Annotated in this window: 7 protein-coding genes; all 7 read left to right on the top strand. The window is 40.6% G+C overall.

The features are described from left to right. The first annotated feature begins 224 nt into the window (after window positions 1-224). The 7 genes from adcAII to K4Z77_RS04325 all read left to right on the top strand — a co-directional run bounded on the left by adcAII (window position 225) and on the right by K4Z77_RS04325 (window position 19,563). A complete protein-coding gene (gene adcAII / locus K4Z77_RS04355) occupies window positions 225-1,142 on the top strand; it encodes a zinc-binding lipoprotein AdcAII (protein WP_224218573.1) in 918 nt (305 codons plus the stop codon). Between the two features lie 7 nt (window positions 1,143-1,149). After that, the gene (locus tag K4Z77_RS04350; protein WP_224218572.1) at window positions 1,150-4,263 is read left to right on the top strand and encodes a pneumococcal-type histidine triad protein; all 3,114 of its coding nucleotides are present in this window, start codon (window positions 1,150-1,152) and stop codon (window positions 4,261-4,263) included. A 382-nt stretch (window positions 4,264-4,645) separates the two neighbouring features. Next, a complete protein-coding gene (locus K4Z77_RS04345) occupies window positions 4,646-5,317 on the top strand; it encodes a CPBP family intramembrane glutamic endopeptidase (protein WP_224218571.1) in 672 nt (223 codons plus the stop codon). A gap of 129 nt (window positions 5,318-5,446) precedes the next feature. Then, entirely contained in the window at window positions 5,447-8,722 is a 3,276-nt protein-coding gene (rexB, locus tag K4Z77_RS04340) for an ATP-dependent nuclease subunit B (protein ID WP_224218570.1), read from the top strand. Further along, window positions 8,719-12,369, top strand: a complete 3,651-nt coding sequence (gene addA / locus K4Z77_RS04335; protein ID WP_224218569.1) for a helicase-exonuclease AddAB subunit AddA — start codon at window positions 8,719-8,721, stop codon at window positions 12,367-12,369. The genes rexB and addA overlap by 4 nt, the downstream gene beginning before the upstream one ends. A 17-nt stretch (window positions 12,370-12,386) precedes the next feature. Further along, window positions 12,387-13,565: a hypothetical protein gene (locus K4Z77_RS04330; RefSeq protein ID WP_224218568.1), complete on the top strand. Its 1,179-nt coding sequence runs from the start codon at window positions 12,387-12,389 to the stop codon at window positions 13,563-13,565. A 241-nt stretch (window positions 13,566-13,806) separates the two neighbouring features. Beyond that, window positions 13,807-19,563 carry a ZmpA/ZmpB/ZmpC family metallo-endopeptidase gene (locus K4Z77_RS04325; protein ID WP_224218567.1) on the top strand — a complete coding sequence of 1,919 codons (5,757 nt, stop codon included), beginning with the start codon at window positions 13,807-13,809 and terminating at the stop codon, window positions 19,561-19,563. Window positions 19,564-19,569: the final 6 nt, after the last annotated feature.

Below are 19,569 nucleotides of genomic sequence, written 5' to 3'. Positions count from 1 at the left end.
TTATCTACAACCTCAAAACAGTGTTTTGAGCAACCTACGGCTAGCTTCCTAATTTGCTCTTTGATTTTCATTGAGTATATAAAGTGAGAATCTGTTGAGTTGTTGAAACTCAGCAGATTTTTATATGTGAAAGAAATTTCAATTTTTTTATTAAAATAGCTTGACAGATTAAATTTTTAGGAGTAGAATGTTTACCAGTTAATTAAATAGTTAAGGGGTTATCCATGAAGAAACAAAGTTTATTTTTAGTATTGTTAAGTATCTTTCTTTTGTGTTTAGGTGCTTGTGTTCAAAAGGAAAGTCAGACAGGGAAAGGGATGAAAATTGTGACCAGTTTCTATCCTATCTACGCTATGGTCAAGGAAGTATCTGGTGACTTGAATGATGTTCGGATGATTCAGTCAAGTAGCGGAATTCACTCCTTTGAACCTTCAGCAAATGACATTGCAGCAATATACGATGCAGATGTCTTTGTTTATCATTCGCATACGCTCGAATCTTGGGCAGGAAGTTTGGATCCCAATCTAAAAAAATCTAAAGTTAAGGTTTTAGAGGCTTCAGAGGGAATGACATTGGAACGTGTCCCTGGTCTAGAAGATGTGGAAGCAGGGGATGGAGTTGATGAAAAAACGCTCTATGATCCTCATACTTGGCTAGACCCAGAAAAAGCTGGTGAAGAAGCGCAAATTATCGCTGACAAACTTTCAGAGGTTGACAGTGAGCATAAAGAAACTTATCAGAAAAATGCGCAAGCCTTTATCAAAAAAGCTCAAGAATTGACTAAGAAATTCCAGCCTAAATTTGAAAAAGCGAGTCAGAAAACCTTTGTAACACAACATACAGCCTTTTCTTATCTAGCGAAGAGATTTGGACTTAATCAACTTGGTATTGCAGGTATCTCTCCTGAACAAGAACCAAGTCCAAGACAACTAACAGAAATTCAGGAATTTGTTAAGACCTATAAGGTTAAAACAATTTTTACAGAAAGTAATGCTTCTTCAAAAGTAGCTGAAACTCTTGTCAAATCAACAGGTGTGGGTCTTAAAACTCTGAATCCTTTAGAGGCAGACCCACAAAATGACAAGACCTATTTAGAAAATCTGGAAGAAAATATGAGTGTTCTAGCAGAAGAATTGAAATGAGGAAAGAATGAAAATCAATAAAAAATATGTAGCAGGTTCAGTGGCAGTCCTTGCCCTAAGTGTTTGTTCCTATGAACTTGGACGGTATCAAGCTGGTCAAGTTAAGAAAGATTCTAATCGAGTTGCTTATATAGACGGTGATCAGGCTGGTCAAAAGGCAGAGAACTTGACACCTGATGAAGTCAGTAAGAGAGAGGGCATCAACGCAGAACAAATCGTTATTAAGATTACGAATCAAGGTTATGTGACCTCTCATGGAGACCATTATCATTACTATAATGGTAAGGTTCCTTATGACGCTATCATCAGTGAAGAACTCCTCATGAAAGATCCGAATTATCAGTTGAAGGATTCAGACATTGTCAATGAAATCAAGGGTGGCTATGTCATTAAGGTAGACGGGAAATACTATGTTTACCTCAAGGATGCTACCCACGCGGATAATATTCGGACAAAAGAAGAGATTAAACGTCAGAAGCAGGAACACAGTCATAATCATGGAGGCGGTTCTAACGATCAGGCGGTAGTCGCTGCCAGAGCCCAAGGACGTTATACAACGGATGACGGTTATATCTTCAACGCATCTGATATCATCGAAGATACGGGTGATGCCTATATCGTTCCTCATGGCAATCACTTCCACTATATTCCGAAGAGTGATTTGTCTGCCAGTGAATTAGCTGCTGCCCAAGCCTTCCTATCTGGAAAAGGTGGCCAATTAAGTACGGTTGCATATCGTTCAAGCAGAGCTGAAACAAGATCTAGTGTGAGAAGGAGTCAATCTGAGGCTCCTCAAGATTCTGCCAAAGCTCCTGAAAGTCAAAATGAGGATTTAGCTAGTCTCCTTCAAGAATTGTATGCTTTGCCACTTAGCCAACGTCATGTGGAGTCTGATGGCTTGGTGTTTGATCCAGCACAGATTACAAAACGTACAGCAAATGGTGTGGCAGTTCCTCACGGAGATCATTTCCATTTCATTCCTTATTCGCAAATGTCTGCTTTGGAAGAAAAATTGGCTCGAAATCTACCAATTGGAGGTCAGCCAGTTCAAAGTCATGATGACAATACGAAACCAAGCAGTCCTGAGAAACCAAGTTCACCGATTAAACCAAACTTTAATCTCAATACGCCAGCACCGAATCGAGGAACTGGAGGCGCTTATACAACGGATGATGGGTATGTATTTAGTCCGACAGATGTGATTGAAGATACAGGTGACGCTTTTGTTGTACCACATGGCAATCATTTCCACTATATTCCTAAGAGTGATTTGTCAGCAGGAGAATTGGCCGCTGCTCAAGCTTATTGGAATGGTAAACAGGGTTCTCATTCTGCTACAAGCTCAAGTAAACCAAGTAGTGATAATGCTAGACCAGCCCAACCAAGTTTGACAGAGACTCCAAACATGACTGTCACCCCAACATATCATCAAAATCAAGGGGAAGATATCCCAACACTTCTAAGTGAATTGTATGCCAAACCTTTATCAGAACGCCATGTGGAATCGGATGGTCTAGTCTTTGATCCGGCACAAATTATCAAACGTACAGCTAACGGTGTAGCAGTGCCTCACGGAGACCATTATCACTTTATTCCTTATTCACAAATGTCTGATTTAGAGCAGAAGATTGCAAGAATGATTCCACTTCATTATAGTTCAAGTCATTGGTTACCATCAAGACCAAATCTAATCCCTGCTCCAGATCCTACCCCAGTACCAAGTCCACAACCTATACCAAATCCTCAATCATCTCCAAGCAATCCAATTGATGGAAAATTGGTGAAACAGGCGGTTCGAAAAGTAGCTGATGGTTATGTCTTCGAAGAGAATGGAATTTCTCGTTATATTTCTGCTAAGGAACTTTCAGCAGAAACTGTTGCAGCCATTGATAATAAACTTTCCAAACAAGAAAGTTTGTCTCATGTGTTAGGAGCTAAGAAAAGTACCATCCCTTCTAGTGATCAAGAATTTTACAACAAGGTTTATGATTTACTAGCAAAAGTTCATCAAAATTTGATTTCTAATAAAGGGCGCCAAGCTGATTTTGACGCTTTGGATAAACTATTGGAACGTTTTAATGATGTTTCAAGTGATAAAGTCAAGTTAGTTGATGATATTCTTACCTTCCTAGCACCAATTACCCATCCAGAGCGACTTGGCAAACCAAATGCTCAAATTGCTTATACGGACGATGAAATTAAATTAGCGAAATTAGCAGGTAAGTATACAACAGAAGATGGCTATATCTTTGATCCTCGTGACATAACTAGCGATGAAGGCGATGCCTATGTAACTCCACATATGACTCATAGTCATTGGATCAAGAAAGAAAGTTTGTCTGAAGCTGAAAGAGCAGCAGCTCAGACTTATGCTAAAGAGAAAGGTTTGATGCCTCCTTCAACAGATAATCAGGGTTCAGGAAATACTGAGGTTAAAGGAGTAGAAGCAATCTATAATAAAGTGAAAGCAGCTAAAAAGGTTCCACTTGATCATATTCCTTACAATCTACAACATACTGTTGAAGTTAAAAATGGTAGCCTAATTATACCTCATTACGACCATTACCATAACATTAAATTTTCTTGGTTTGACGAAGGACTATATGAGGCACCTAAAGGTTATAGCCTTGAGGATCTTTTTGCGACTGTAAAATACTATGTAGAACATCCAAATGAACGCCCTCACTCAGATAATGGTTGGGGAAATGCCAGCGACCATGTTCGTAAAAATAAGGCAGACCAAGACAGTAAACCTGATGAAGATAAGGAACATGATGAAGTAAGTGAGCCAACTCGCCCTGAATCTGATGAAAAAGAGAATCACGCAGGTTTAAACCCTTCAGTAGATAATCTTTATAAACCGAGCACTGATGAAGACGAGACAGAGGGAGTTGCTAACGATACAACAGACGAAGCTGAAGTCCCTCAAGTAGAGACTGAAAAAGTAGAAGCCAAACTCAAAGAAGTAGAAGCTTTACTTGATAAAGTAACGGATGCTAGCTTGAAAAACAATGTGACAGAGAGCCTAGCTGGTTTACGAAATAATCTGAGTCTCCAAACCATGGATAATAATGGTATCATGGCAGAAGCAGAAAAATTACTTGCTTTGTTAAAAAGGTAGTGAGTCAGTTATGACGAAATCAGAAGCATAAATTTATCCTGTTAAATTAAAATGATGTAAGAGTCAGTAGCAATACTGGCTTTTATTTATCTTGCTCCGTAAGGTTCAGGCTAAATAAACCACCTGATTTTTTGGGGCTCTGGCTTCATTTAGGAGAAATCAATCTACATCCAAGGTTAGTAACTTAATCATAGGTCTTCCTTTGTTAGAGAAGATGATGGTAAAAGGGGAGGGGGTAATTGATTTTACAGTCTAGGATGTTTTGATAACAATTCACGATTTGAAGAAGATATTTTGAAAAGATATTCTATACTAAACTTGTTATACAGTTAAGTAAACCATTCTATTCAATAATCTAGCCAAGGAAAACAGAGGATTTAAGATGGAAAAACGGATTATTCAGATTTTACTAGCATTGTCCTTAATTTTTTACAAATCAACTTGGTTTTGGGGAATTTTCAATCACCTCGCAAAGCCTTATCTACCAGCAAGTCGTGAATTTTTTCAGATTCTACTTTGGATGGAGAGTGGAGGTCTTTTATTAGCGGTCATCTATCTACTAGTTTTTGCAGGAAAGAAGACTTTTCATTTCAAATGGCAGTTGAGGTACTTTATCTACCTTTTACTGGGCTACATCATTTCGTATATGTCGGACTTCTTCTTGTCTTATTTCATACCCTCGTCTTCAAATCAAATTTCTTTGAATGAAACGATAGAAATGATAAGGAGACAGGAATTACCCTATTTCTTGCTCATCGTTTGCTTCATCGCTCCTATTGCTGAGGAGTTGATTTATCGCGGTGTGCTTATGACAACCTTTTTCAAAAACTCACCTTGGTACGGAGATGTCTTGCTTTCTGCTATTATTTTCGGTTATATTCATATCAATTTTACTTTAACTCCTCTTGCTTTTTTCATTTATGCTAGTGGAGGTCTTATTTTGGCTCTATTGTATCGTATGACTAAAAATCTCTATTATCCAATACTAGTTCATATTTTCATCAATATCACTGCTTTCTGGAATGTGTGGTTACTCCTATTTTCAGGAAGTTAGCTTACTAAAACAATGTCGGAACTTTCCAGCATTTTCTTTTCAACAGATGGATAAGAACTGATTATTTTCAGACTTGGGTGGCTAATCATGGTATAATAAAAGGTAATGAAAAATTCCAACGAGGCAGAGATGAAATTACTTTATACTGATATTCGGACTTCTTTGACTGAAATTCTAACCAGAGAGGCGGAGGAGCTAGTTGCTGCTGGCAAGCGGGTCTTCTACATCGCTCCCAACTCTCTTTCTTTTGAAAAGGAACGCGCCGTGCTGGAATGCTTGTCCCAGCAGGCTTCTTTTGCGATTACCGTCACGCGCTTTGCGCAGATGGCTCGATACCTGATTTTGACTGATTTGCCAGCTAAGACCAGTATTGATGATATTGGTCTTGGGATGGCCTTTTATAAGTGCCTTGCAGAACTTGACCCCAAGGACTTCCGTGTTTATGGTGCTATCAAGCAGGATCCTCAATTTATCCAGCAGTTGATAGAGCTTTACCACGAGATGACCAAAGCTCAGATGAGTTTTTTGGACTTGGAGAGTTTGACGGATGAGGACAAGAGGGCCGATTTACTCTTGGTTTTTGAGAAAGTAACGTCCTACCTCAATCAAGGACAGTTAGCTCAGGGAAGTCAGTTATCCCATTTGATTGAGGCTATTGAGAATGACAAGGTAAGTAGTGATTTTACTCAAATCGCCTTGGTTATTGATGGATTTACTCGTTTTTCTGCTGAGGAAGAGCGGATTGTGGATCTACTGCACGGCAAGGGTGTTGAGATTGTCATTGGAGCCTATGCTAGTAAGAAAGCCTATACCAGCACATTCGCTGAAGGCAATCTCTACCAAGCCAGTGTGGAGTTTCTCCATCATCTAGCCTCTAAATACCAAACGTCTGCTCAGGACTGTTCTCAAACTCATGAGAAGATGGATAGTTTTGACAAGGCCTCTCGTTTGCTGGAGTCTTCTTATGACTTTTCAGAATTAACATTGGATGTCGATGAGAAGGACCGTGAAAACTTACAAATCTGGTCTTCCTTGACACAAAAGGAGGAGTTGGAGTTCGTAGCCCGCAGCATTCGTCGGAAATTACATGAGAACTCAGACCTGAGCTACAAACATTTTCGTATTCTCTTGGGGGATGTAGCTTCTTACCAGTTATCGCTGAAAACCATTTTTGACCAGTATCAGATTCCTTTCTATCTAGGCAAAAGCGAATCCATGGCCCACCACCCTTTGACACAGTTTGTTGAGTCTATTTTGGCTTTGAAACGCTATCGTTTCCGTCAGGAAGATTTGATTAATCTCCTCAGAACAGGTTTGTATACCGACCTTAGTCAGGCTGATATTGATGCTTTTGAGCAATATATCCGTTATCTTGGTATCAATGGCTTGCCAGCCTTTCAGCAAACCTTTACCAAATCCCACCATGGAAAATTTAATCTGGAACGTTTAAATGCTCTTCGTCTGCGTGTTTTAACACCTCTTGAAACCCTCTTTGCTAGCCGAAAGCAGAAGGCTGAAAATCTCTTGCAAAAGTGGAATGTCTTTCTAAAAGAAGGAGCTGTGACCAAGCAGTTACAAGATTTGACAGCCACTATGGAAGTTCTTGAACAGGAAAGACAGTCCGAAGTTTGGAAGGCTTTCTGTCATGTTTTAGAACAATTTGCGACCGTTTTTGCTGGTTCGCAAGTTAATCTAGAAGACTTTCTAGCCTTGCTTCATTCTGGGATGAGTCTATCTCAGTATCGCACTATTCCAGCAACAGTGGACACCGTTCTGGTGCAGAGTTACGATTTGATTGCGCCCTTAACGGCTGACTTTGTCTATGCCATTGGGCTGACTCAGGACAATTTACCAAAAATTGCGCAAAACACCAGTCTTTTGACAGATGAAGAAAGGCAAAACCTAAACCAAGCGACAGAAGAAGGTGTTCAATTACTGATTGCCAGCAGTGAAAATCTCAAGAAAAATCACTATACTATGCTTTCCTTGGTTAATTCTGCTCGTAAGCAGTTGGTTTTGTCGGCTCCAAGCCTTTTTAATGAAAGTGAAAGTAAGGAGTCAGCTTATCTTCAAGAGCTGGTCCATTTTGGATTTAGTCGGAGAGAGAAGAGGATGAATCACAAAGGGCTGTCTAAGGAGGATATGGGGTCCTATCACAGTCTTTTGTCCAGTCTAGTCGCCTATCACCAGCAGGGCGAGATGAGTGAGACTGAACAAGATTTGACATTTATTAAGGTTCTGGCGCGTGTGATGGGTAAAAAACTAGACCAGCAAGGTTTGGAAAATCCAGCCCTCCCAACCAGTCCAAGCAGTAAACCCTTAGCAAAGGACACCTTGCAAGCTCTCTATCCAACTGATCAGGAGTTTTACCTGTCTACCTCCGGTTTGACGGAGTTTTACCGCAATGAATACAGTTATTTCCTCCGTTATGTTTTAGGCTTGCAGGAAGAATTGCGCCTTCGTCCTGATGCTCGTAGTCATGGGAATTTCTTGCACCGCATTTTTGAACGGACCTTGCAATTACCTAACGAAGATTCCTTTGACCAACGTCTAGAACAAGCGATCCAAGAAACCAGTCAGGAACGGGAATTTGAAGCTATTTATCAAGAAAGTTTGGAAGCCCAGTTCACCAAGGAAATTCTGCTTGATGTGGCACGGACGACTGGCCATATTCTCCGCCACAATCCAGCTATTGAAACCATCAAAGAAGAGGCGAATTTCGGTGGAAAAGAGCAGGCCTTTATTCAATTGGATAATGGTCGCAGTGTCTTTGTACGAGGTAAGGTTGACCGCATTGACCGTTTAAAAGCTGATGGAGCGATAGGAGTAGTAGACTACAAGTCGAGTCTAACTCAGTTCCAGTTTCCTCATTTCTTTAATGGACTTAATTCCCAACTACCAACCTATCTAGCTGCCCTAAAAAGAGAAGGGGAGCAGAACTTTTTCGGTGCCATGTACTTGGAAATGGCTGAGCCTGTCCAATCTCTGATGGCCGTTAAAAGTCTAGCAGGTGCAGTAGTAGAAGCCAGCAAGTCTATGAAATACCAAGGCCTCTTTTTAGAAAAAGAAAGCAGTCATTTGGGTGAATTTTACAATAAAAACAAGGCTAATCAGCTGACAGATGAGGAATTCCAGCTCCTACTGGACTACAATGCCCATCTTTACAAGAAAGCAGCTGAGAAGATTTTAGCAGGCCAGTTCGCTATCAATCCCTATACTGAAAATGGCAGAAGCATTGCTCCATACGTTCAGCAACATCAAGCCATCACAGGATTTGAAGCCAATTACCACTTGGGTCAAGCCCGTTTCCTAGAGAAGTTGGACTTGGCTGACGGTAAGCGTCTGGTCGGAGAAAAGCTCAAGCAAGATTGGTTTGAAAAAATAAGAGAGGAGTTGAATCGATGAAGTCCATTCCCTTTTTAACTGAGGAAGAAATTCAAAAATTGCAAGAAGCAGAAGCAAATTCGAGCAAGGAACAGAAGAAAACTGCCGAGCAAATTGAAGCCATCTACACTTCTGGCCAAAATATCCTAGTCTCAGCATCGGCTGGTTCTGGGAAGACCTTTGTTATGGCAGAGCGTATTCTGGATCAATTGGCGCGTGGTGTCGAAATTTCTCAACTCTTTATATCAACCTTTACGGTTAAGGCAGCGACCGAACTCAAAGAACGTTTGGAGAAAAAAATCAGCCAACAAATCCAAGAAAGCGATGATGTTGACCTCAAACAACACTTGGGACGTCAGTTGGCAGACCTTCCCAACGCTGCCATCGGAACCATGGACTCTTTTACACAAAAATTTCTTGGCAAACATGGCTATCTGATTGATATTGCGCCTAATTTCCGAATTTTACAAAACCAGAGTGAGCAACTTCTTCTAAAAAACGAAGTCTTCCACGAGGTTTTTGAAGCCCATTACCAAGGTAAACAGAAAGAGAACTTTAGTCATCTGCTGAAAAACTTTGCTGGACGTGGAAAAGATGAACGGGGGCTGCGTCAGCAAGTCTATAAAATTTATGACTTCCTCCAATCCACTAGTAATCCTCAAAAGTGGCTGAGTGAATCTTTCCTCAAAGGCTTTGGGAAAGCTGATTTTACCAGTGAAAAAGAAAAACTAACCGAGCAAATCCAGCAAGCCCTTTGGGACTTGGAAAGTTTCTTCCGTTATCATCTGGATAATGATGCCAAGGAGTTTCCAAAGGCAGCCTATTTAGAAAATGTTCAGTTGATTTTAGATGAAATTGGCTCCTTAAATCAAGAGTCCGATAGTCAGGCTTATCAAACGGCGCTTGCGCGTGTTGTCGCCATTTCAAAAGAGAAAAATGGTCGGTCCCTGACTAATGCCAGTCGTAAGGCTGATTTGAAGCCACTGGCTGATGCCTATAACGAAGATAGAAAGACCCAGTTTGCTAAACTAGGACAACTGTCAGACCAGATAACCATTCTCGACTATCAAGAACGTTATCATGGAGATACCTGGGAACTAGCTAAGACTTTCCAAACCTTCATGAGTGATTTTGTGGAAGCTTATCGTGAACGTAAGCGTCAGGAAAACGCCTTTGAATTCGCTGATATCAGCCATTACACCATTGAGATTTTAGAGAATTTCCCGCAAGTTCGTGAGGCTTATCAGGAGCGCTTCCATGAAGTCATGGTAGACGAGTATCAGGATACCAACCACATTCAAGAACGGATGTTGGAATTGCTGTCTAATGGTCACAATCGCTTTATGGTGGGGGATATCAAGCAATCTATCTATCGTTTCCGTCAGGCAGATCCCCAGATTTTCAATGAAAAATTCCAACGCTATGCGCAAAATCCAAAAGAGGGCAAGCTCATTCTCCTCAAAGAAAATTTCCGTAGTAGTTCAGAAGTGCTGTCAGCAACCAATGATGTCTTTGAACGTCTCATGGACCAAGAGGTCGGCGAAATCAACTATGATAACATGCACCAGCTTGTTTTTGCCAATACAAAACTGACTCCCAATCCAGACAACAAGGCAGAATTTCTCCTCTACGACAAGGATAATACAGGTGAGGAAGAAGAGGGGCAAGCAGAAACGAAACTAACAGGCGAAATGCGCTTAGTTATCAAGGAAATCCTTAAACTTCATCAGGAAAAAGGTGTTGCCTTTAAGGAGATTGCCCTTCTGACCTCCAGTCGCAGTCGTAATGACCAGATTCTTCTCGCCCTGTCTGAGTACGGGATTCCTGTCAAAACCGATGGAGAGCAAAACAATTATCTCCAATCCCTAGAAGTACAAGTCATGCTAGACACCCTTCGTGTCATTCACAATCCCCTGCAAGACTACGCCTTGGTTGCCCTTATGAAGTCTCCTATGTTTGGCTTTGATGAAGACGAGTTAGCACGTTTGTCCCTTCAGAAAGCAGAGGATAAAGCCCAAGAAAATCTATATGAGAAACTAGTAAATGCTCAAAAACAGGTAAGCAGCCAAAAAGGATTGATTCACACAGCTCTAGCTGAGAAACTAAAGCAATTCATGGATGTCCTAGCTTCTTGGCGCCTGTATGCCAAAACCCACTCCCTCTATGACTTGATTTGGAAAATTTATAACGACCGTTTTTACTATGACTATGTTGGAGCTTTGCCAAATGGCCCTGCTAGACAGGCTAATCTCTATGCCCTAGCACTGCGTGCTGATCAATTTGAAAAGAGCAATTTCAAAGGCTTGTCGCGTTTTATTGGTATGATTAACCAAGTCTTGGAAGCCCAGCACGATCTTGCAAGCGTGGCTGTCGCACCGCCAAAAGATGCAGTAGAGCTCATGACCATCCACAAGAGTAAAGGGCTGGAGTTTCCTTACGTCTTTATCCTCAATATGGATCAAGATTTCAACAAACAAGACAGCATGTCAGAAGTCATTCTCAGCCGTAAAAACGGTCTAGGACTTAAGTATATTGCCAAGATGGAGACAGGAGCAGTAGAAGCTCATTATCCTAAAACCATCAAACTCTCCATTCCTAGCCTCACTTATATCCAGAATGAGGAAGAACTACAATTGGCTAGCTATTCAGAGCAGATGCGTCTCCTTTATGTTGCCATGACGAGGGCTGAGAAAAAGCTCTATCTTGTCGGCAAGGGTTCGCGTGAAAAGCTGGAATCCAAGGAATTCCCAGCAGCTAAAAATGGAAAACTAAATAGCAATACTAGACTGCAAGCCAAGAATTTCCAAGATTGGATTTGGGCTATCAGTAAAGTGTTTGCAAAGGATCATCTCAACTTTAGCTATCGTTTTGTTGGAGAAGATCAGTTGACCAGAGAAGCTATCGGAGAGTTGGAAAACAAGAGCCCTCTCCAAGATAGCTCTCAAGCAGACAATCGTCAGTCAGAAACCATCAAAGAAGCCCTTGAAATGCTGAAAGAAGTAGAAGTATATAATACTCTTCACCGCGCAGCTATTGAACTTCCTAGTGTTCAAACCCCAAGTCAAATCAAGAAATTCTACGAACCAGTTATGGATATGGAAGGTGTCGAGATTGCAGGTCAAGGCCAGTCAGTAGACAAGAAAATCAACTTTGATTTGCCAGATTTTTCAACCAAAGGAAAGGTAACAGGAGCTGAGATTGGTAGTGCTACCCACGAACTCATGCAGAGAATCGACCTCAGTCAGCAACCAACACTTGCTAGCCTAACAGAAACTCTCAAACAAGTTCAAACCAGCCAAGCTGTCAGGGAAAAAATTAATCTTGCTAAAATTCTTACATTCTTTGACACAGCACTCGGTCAGGAAATTCTCGCTAATACCAACCATCTCTATCGTGAGCAACCTTTCTCCATGCTCAAACGAGACCAAAAGAGTCAGGAAGACTTCGTTGTCCGTGGTATCCTTGATGGATATCTGCTTTATGAGGACAGAATTATTCTGTTCGACTATAAGACAGACCGCTATGATGATCCAAGTCAACTCATAAACCGCTATCGTGGTCAGTTAGCCCTATACGGAGAGGCTTTATCTCGAGCCTATTCGATTGAAAATATTGAGAAATACTTGATTTTACTAGGTAAAGACGAGGTTCAAGTTGTAAAAGTATAATTTAGAAAGGAGACCTCATGACACTTCCAGTTAGAAAATCCCTACATGATGCGGTTTTACAGGCTTCAAAAGCTGATACTTGGGAACAAGCTACCAAGGAATGGAATGAAGTTTCCTTGATTTTTAACGGTATCGGCCGTAGCAATTGTGTCTGTGGGAATGCCATCAAGTACGCCTACGAACTCTTTAACGGTGTCACAGGCCAACGCCTCTTTCCAATTGGTAGCGACTGTGTTCGTCATTTTCATCGATTGACCCTTGACCAGCAATTGGAAGAGGAAGAAAAACTGCTCAGAAAGGTTGAAAATTTGACCAGAAAAGCACAGAAAAAGGAAAAAATCAAGGTTAACAAAAGTGACTTTGACGAGCGACTTCTAAAATGGCTCTGGGAAAAAGGTGTTTTCAAGCCTAATCGCGGCAATCAATTTACACCTGAGAGAGACTACCAGCTCTTCCTAGAAGTCTTTCAAGGAGGAAGTTGGACCAAGGCAGAACCCAAGAAGAAAGCTCGGATGGAAGAAGTCCTTGAAAAGTGTATCAAACCCTTTTTACTTGGGAAATCGGATGACCAACTCTACCTTGTCAAGCTAGGTAAGGAGAAAATTGACTACGAACAAGAACTCCGTATCCAGGCAGAGAAAGAGCGCAAGAAGAGGGATAAAATCGCCAAGCAATATGCAGACAATCTGGTTCTAGCCATGGGACCAGCAGAGCGTGCTTATCAAGACTACTTTGGATTTACAGAGACACTGACTCAAGAAGAACGCAAGTGGGAGAAAATTCTTTTTGGTAAAAATCGAACAGAACGGGCTATCAAGGCCAAACAATACCAAAAAGAGCTGGAAAAAGACCAACGAATTGCCAGTCAGGATCCAATTGAAAGAAAACAGAAGCAGATCTGGCTCCTCAATTCCTACTTTCGTGAGCTTCCAGAAGAAAAAGCCCGATTTTCTAGGCTCTTATTAGAATATCGAAAAAGTGGAGAAGTTCCCTTTTCAACTGAATATCTGTCAGATCATCTCATCGACTTTTTCTATAAAATGAAAGCCTTTGAATTTGAAATCGCACCAGAACAAGTCCGAGACTTTTTAAAAGAAAGCCTTCAGATAGAACATCTATCCTCAGCACAAGAAAGCTGGATAGAAGGGATTCTTATCAACTGCATCAAACCATTTTTAGAACGATTATTGATATGAGTAACACCTACCGTGGAAGTGCCATGGTAGGTTACATTTTATCCAAAAAAAATAATAGGGAGTTGCAAAACTACTACTTGGTATTTTATATATAAAACAAAGTATAAAAGCGCAACGCAATTTTAAGACTTTTTTGTAAATTAAGAGTATAATTAAAGTGTGTTACCTTTTTATAAGATAACAAGCTAATATAATAAAGTTTACCTTACATATTTTTAAAATTTTATTTCAAGGAGGAATAATGGAAAAGTATTTTGGTGAAAAACAGCAGCGTTTTTCATTTAGAAAATTATCAGTAGGACTTGTATCTGCAACGATTTCAAGTTTGTTTTTTGTGTCTGTATTAGGTAGTTCATCTGTAGAAGCTCAAGAGACTAAAGGTGTTCACTATAAATATGTGACAGAGTCAGAGTTGTCATCAGATGAAAAGAAGCAGCTTGTCTATGATATTCCGACATACATGGAGAATGATGATGAGACTTATTATCTTGTTTATAAGTTAAATTCCCAAAATCAACTGTCGGAATTACCAAATACTGGAAGCAAGAATGAGATGCAAGCCCTAGTTGCTGGTGCTAGCTTAGCTGCTCTGGGGATTTTAATTTTTGCCGTTTCTAAGAAAAAAATTAAGAATAAAACAGTGTTACATTTAGTATTGGTTGCAGGAATAGGAAATGGTGTTCTTGTATCGGCTCATGCTTTAGAAAATAATCTTTTACTGAATTACAATACGGACTATGAATTGACCTCTGGAGAAAAATTGCCTCTTCCTAAAGACATTTCAGGTTACAGATATGTTGGATATATCAAAGAGGGAAACATAACTTCTGAATCTAAAGTAAGTAATCAAGAGAAATCAGTAGCTACTCCTAAAAATCAACAAAAGGTGGATTATAGTGTTACACCGAATTTTGTCGAGAATCCATCAACAGTACAAGCTATGCAGGAACAAACATCTGTTTCTTCAACTAAGCCGACAGAAGTTCAAGTAGTTGAAAAAACTCTCTCTGCAGAATTAACCAATCCAAGAAAAGAAGAGAAACAATCTTCAAATGCACAATCACAATTAGCAGAACATAAAGATGTACAAGCTGGAACTCTGGTAACCGACAAGGGTGAGCCTGCGATCCAGCCAGAGTTACCTGAAGCAGTTGTAACTGACAAAGGTGAACCTGCAGTCCAACCTGCATTACCAGAAGCTGTGGTAAGTGATAAAGGCGAACCTGCAGTCCAACCTGCATTACCAGAAGCTGTGGTAAGTGATAAAGGCGTACCGGCAGTCCAACCTGCATTACCAGAAGCTGTGGTAAGTGATAAAGGTGTACCGGAAGTCCAACCAGCGTTACCTGAAGCAGTTATAACAGACAAAGGGGAGCCTGAAGTTCAACCTGCCTTACCTGAAGCAGTCGTGACTGATAAGGGCGAACCTGCAGTCCAACCCGCCTTACCCGAAGCGATTGTAACTGACAAAGGCGAACCTGCAGTCCAACCCGCCTTGCCAGAGGCTGTGGTAAGTGACAAAGGCGACCCAGCAGTCCAACCAGAGTTGCCAGAAGCAGTTATAAGTGACAAAGGCAAACCCGCAGTTCAACCAGAGTTACCAGAGGCAGTCGTAACTGACAAAGGGGAACCTGCAGTCCAACCTGCGTTGCCAGAGGCTGTTGTAACAGACAAAGGGGAACCTGCAATCCAACCTGCGTTACCAGAGGCAGTCGTAGCCGATAAAGGGGAACCTGCAATTCAGCCAGAGTTACCAGAAGCTGTAGTAACTGACAAAGGGGAACCTGCAATCCAACCTGCGTTACCAGAGGCAGTCGTAGCCGATAAAGGGGAACCTGCAATTCAGCCAGAGTTACCAGAAGCTGTAGTAACTGAAAAAGGGGAACCTGCAATCCAACCAGAGTTGCCAGAAGCTGTAGTAACCGATAAAGGGGAACCTGCAATCCAACCAGAGTTGCCAGAAGCTGTAGTAACCGATAAAGGGGAACCTGCAGTCCAACCCGCCTTACCAGAGGCTGTAGTAAGTGACAAAGGCGAGCCAGCACAAGTAGCCCCCCTTCCAGAATACACTGGTGATATTGATCAAGTAAAGCCAGATATTCCGACTGAAAAAACGAAAGAGCAGGATCCAGAAAAAACACTCGAATTAAGAAATGTTTCGGATATTGAGTTGTACAGCCAGACGAATGGGAATTATAAACAACATATCTTATTGGATGGAATTCCAAAGAATACGGATAATTACTTTGTCAAGGTAAAATCTTCGGCATTTAAAGATGTCTATCTACCAGTCGCCTCAATAACTGAAGAGGAAAGAAATGGTCAGCCAGTTTATAAAATTACAGCTAAGGCTGAGAAACTCCAGCAAGAGCAGAACAATAAATATGTCGACCATTTCACCTTCTACCTCGATAAGAAGTCTAAAGAGGAAAATACAAACTTTACTTCCTTTAGTAATCTGGTCAAAGCTATAAACCAAAATCTCTCTGGAACCTATCATTTAGCAGCTAGCCTGAATGCTAACGAAGTGGAGCTTGGTCCTGATGATAAATCCTATATCAAGGGAACCTTTACTGGTCATTTGATTGGAGAAAAAGATGGTAAGAAGTATGCTATCTATAATTTGAAAAAACCTCTGTTTGAAAACTTGAATGGTGCTACAGTAGAAAAACTGAGTCTAAAAAATGTTGCTATTTCAGGGAAAAATGATATTGGTTCACTGGCAAATGAAGCTCAGAATAACACAAAGATTAAACAAGTTCATGTCGATGGTGTTCTGGCTGGAGAACGTGGTATCGGTGGATTGCTTGCTAAGGCAGACCAATCAAGCATCACAGAGAGCAGTTTCAAGGGAAGAATTATCAATACCTATGAAACAACTGCTGCCTACAATATTGGCGGTCTGGTCGGTCATTTAACAGGAAAAAATGCGTCTATTGCTAAATCTAAAGCGACAGTAACCATTTCGTCAAACACCAATAGTTCAGATCAGACTGTTGGTGGGCTAGCAGGTCTTGTAGACCAAGATGCGCATATACAGGATAGCTATGCTGAAGGTGATATCAACAATGTCAAGCACTTTGGTAGAGTTGCGGGTGTGGCTGGATATTTGTGGGATCGAAAGACGAATGAGGAACAGCATGCTGGAAGCTTGACCAATGTACTAAGTGATGTCAATGTAACCAACGGGAATGCTATTACCGGTTACCACTACAATGGAATGAAGGTGAAGGATACATTCAGCAGCAAGGCGAACAGAGTATACAATGTCACCTTGGTTAGGGATGAAGTCATCAGCAAAGAATCCTTTGAAGAAAGAGGAACAATGCTAGATGCTTCTGAAGTGACTAATAAAAAAGCAGAAATCAATCCTCTCACTCCTCCAACAGTGGAGCCCCTTTCAACAAGTGGTAGTAAAGAAAGTGATTTTTCTAAGGTGAAGCATTATCAAGCTAACCGTGCTTTGGTTTATAAGAACATTGAAAAATTGTTACCTTTCTATAACAAGGCGACCATCGTGAAATACGGAAACCTGGTCAAGGAGAACAGTCTCTTATATCAAAAAGAACTCTTGTCCGCAGTTATGATGAAGGATGACCAAGTAATCACAGATATTGTTTCTAACAAACAGACTGCAAATAAGCTCTTGCTTCACTATCATGACCATTCATCTGAGAAGCTCGATCTCAGATACCAGACTGATTTTGCTAAGTTGGCAGAATATAGCTTAGGGGATACAGGACTCCTCTACACTCCAAATCAATTCTTGTATGACCAAGACTCTATCATTAAGCAAGTCTTACCTGACTTACAAAAGGTTGACTATAAGTCGGATGCTATCAGAAAGACACTCGGAATTTCTCCAGATGTCAAGCAAACTGAGCTCTATCTGGAAGACCAGTTCGTCAAAACAAAACAAAATTTGGCAAACAGTTTGAAAAAACTCTTGTCAGCAGATGCTGGACTTGCTGGTGACAACCCAGTTACCAGAGGCTATCTTGTAGATAAAATCAAGAACAATAAGGAAGCCTTGCTACTCGGTTTAACTTATTTAGAACGTTGGTATAACTTTAGCTATGGTCAAGTGAATGTCAAAGACCTAGTTATGTATCATCCGGACTTCTTTGGTAAAGGAAATACTTCACCATTAGATACTCTGATTGAGTTAGGTAAATCTGGCTTTAACAATCTTCTTGCTAAAAACAATGTCGATACTTATGCTATCAGTCTTGCCAGCCATCATGGAACGACAGATTTGTTTAGCACGTTGGAAAATTACCGAAAAGTCTTTCTACCAGACAAAACCAATAATGACTGGTTTAAATCACAAACTAAGGCTTACATCGTCGAAGAAAAATCTAATATTGAAGAGGTGAAAACAAAACAAGGACAGGCTGGTACCAAGTATTCTATTGGTGTCTACGACCGTATCACTAGTGCCACATGGAAATACCGCAATATGGTCTTGCCGCTCCTAACCTTGCCGGAGAAATCTGTATTTGTCATCTCGACCATGTCTAGTCTAGGATTTGGAGCTTATGATCGTTACCGCAATAGTGATTATAAGGCTGGAGATGAACTCAATAAGTTTGTTGAAGAAAACGCGCGTGAGACAGCTAAACGTCAACGAGATCACTATGATTATTGGTATCGTATTTTAGATAAAGAAGGACGTGAAAAACTCTATCGTACGATTCTACTTTATGATGCCTATAAGTTTGGAGATGATACGACATCTGGAAAAGCCACAGTTGAGGCTAAATTTGATAGTACCAATCCGGCGATGAAGAATTTCTTTGGTCCAGTGGGGAATAAAGTAGTTCACAATCATCATGGTGCTTATGCAACTGGAGATGGCGTTTACTATATGTCCTATCGTATGTTAGATAAGGATGGAGCTATCACCTATACCCATGAGATGACACATGATTCAGATCAGGATATTTACCTTGGTGGCTATGGTCGAAGAAGTGGCTTAGGACCGGAGTTCTTCGCAAAAGGCTTATTGCAAGCTCCTGATCAACCAAGTGATGCAACCATTACCATCAACTCTATTTTGAAACATAAAACATCAGATAGTACAGAAGGCCAGCGATTGCAAGTACTTGATCCAACTACAAGATTTAATGACGCAGCAGATCTTCAGAACTACGTCCACAATATGTTTGATGTCGTTTACATGTTGGAATATCTCGAAGGGCAATCTATTGTGAAACAGTTAGATGCTTATCAGAAAATGACGGCTCTGAGAAAAATCGAGAATAAATACGTGAAAGATCCTGCAGATGGAAATGAGGTTTACGCTACTAACGTTGTACAAAATCTGACAGAAGAAGATGCCAAAAAATTGACTACCTTTGATAGTTTAATTAAAAATAATATCTTGTCAGCTCGTGAATATAAGTCTGGGGAATATGAAAGAAACGGTTACTATACGATTAAACTCTTCGCCCCAATCTATTCGGCTCTGAGCAGTAAGGGAACTCCGGGTGATTTGATGGGACGTAGGATAGCTTATGAACTTTTGGCTGCCAAAGGTTTTAAGGATGGAATGGTACCTTATATCTCAAACCAATACGAGGAAGTTGCTAAACAACAAAGGAAAACTATCAATCTTTATGGTAAAGAACGAGGATTGGTGACAGATGATCTTGTTTTGGAAAAGGTATTTGAAGGTAAGTATAAAACTTGGGAGGATTTCAAGAAAGCTATGTACCAAGAACGGGTGGATCAGTTTAGAAACTTGAAGCAGGTTACCTTCAACGATCCAACTAAATCTTGGGCAAGTTTTGCAAGAAAGACGATTCATAGTGTAGAAGAACTGCAGCGATTAATGGACGAAGCTGTCCGTAAGGATGCAGATGAGAATCGTTATTCTTGGGACAACTATAATCCAGAATATGATAGTGCAGTTCATAAGTTAAAGAGAGCAGTGTTTAAGGCCTATCTAAATCAAACTGATGATTTTAGAAGTTCAATTTTTAATAATAAAAAATAGTGTTTA

It is taken from the genome of Streptococcus mitis subsp. hohhotensis, from assembly GCF_020089495.2.
In the GTDB taxonomy this organism is placed as follows: domain Bacteria; phylum Bacillota; class Bacilli; order Lactobacillales; family Streptococcaceae; genus Streptococcus; species Streptococcus hohhotensis.
This window is presented reverse-complemented; position numbering and strand designations above follow the sequence as displayed.

What these genes read in the sequence shown, in the direction of transcription:
- K4Z77_RS04350 (WP_224218572.1), top strand. Translation starts at nt 1,150, where the DNA reads ATGAAAATCAATAAAAAATATGTAGCAGGTTCAGTGGCAGTCCTTGCC.
- K4Z77_RS04345 (WP_224218571.1), top strand. Translation starts at nt 4,646, where the DNA reads ATGGAAAAACGGATTATTCAGATTTTACTAGCATTGTCCTTAATTTTT.
- K4Z77_RS04330 (WP_224218568.1), top strand. Translation starts at nt 12,387, where the DNA reads ATGACACTTCCAGTTAGAAAATCCCTACATGATGCGGTTTTACAGGCT.
- K4Z77_RS04325 (WP_224218567.1), top strand. Translation starts at nt 13,807, where the DNA reads ATGGAAAAGTATTTTGGTGAAAAACAGCAGCGTTTTTCATTTAGAAAA.
- adcAII (WP_224218573.1), top strand. Translation starts at nt 225, where the DNA reads ATGAAGAAACAAAGTTTATTTTTAGTATTGTTAAGTATCTTTCTTTTG.
- rexB (WP_224218570.1), top strand. Translation starts at nt 5,447, where the DNA reads ATGAAATTACTTTATACTGATATTCGGACTTCTTTGACTGAAATTCTA.
- addA (WP_224218569.1), top strand. Translation starts at nt 8,719, where the DNA reads ATGAAGTCCATTCCCTTTTTAACTGAGGAAGAAATTCAAAAATTGCAA.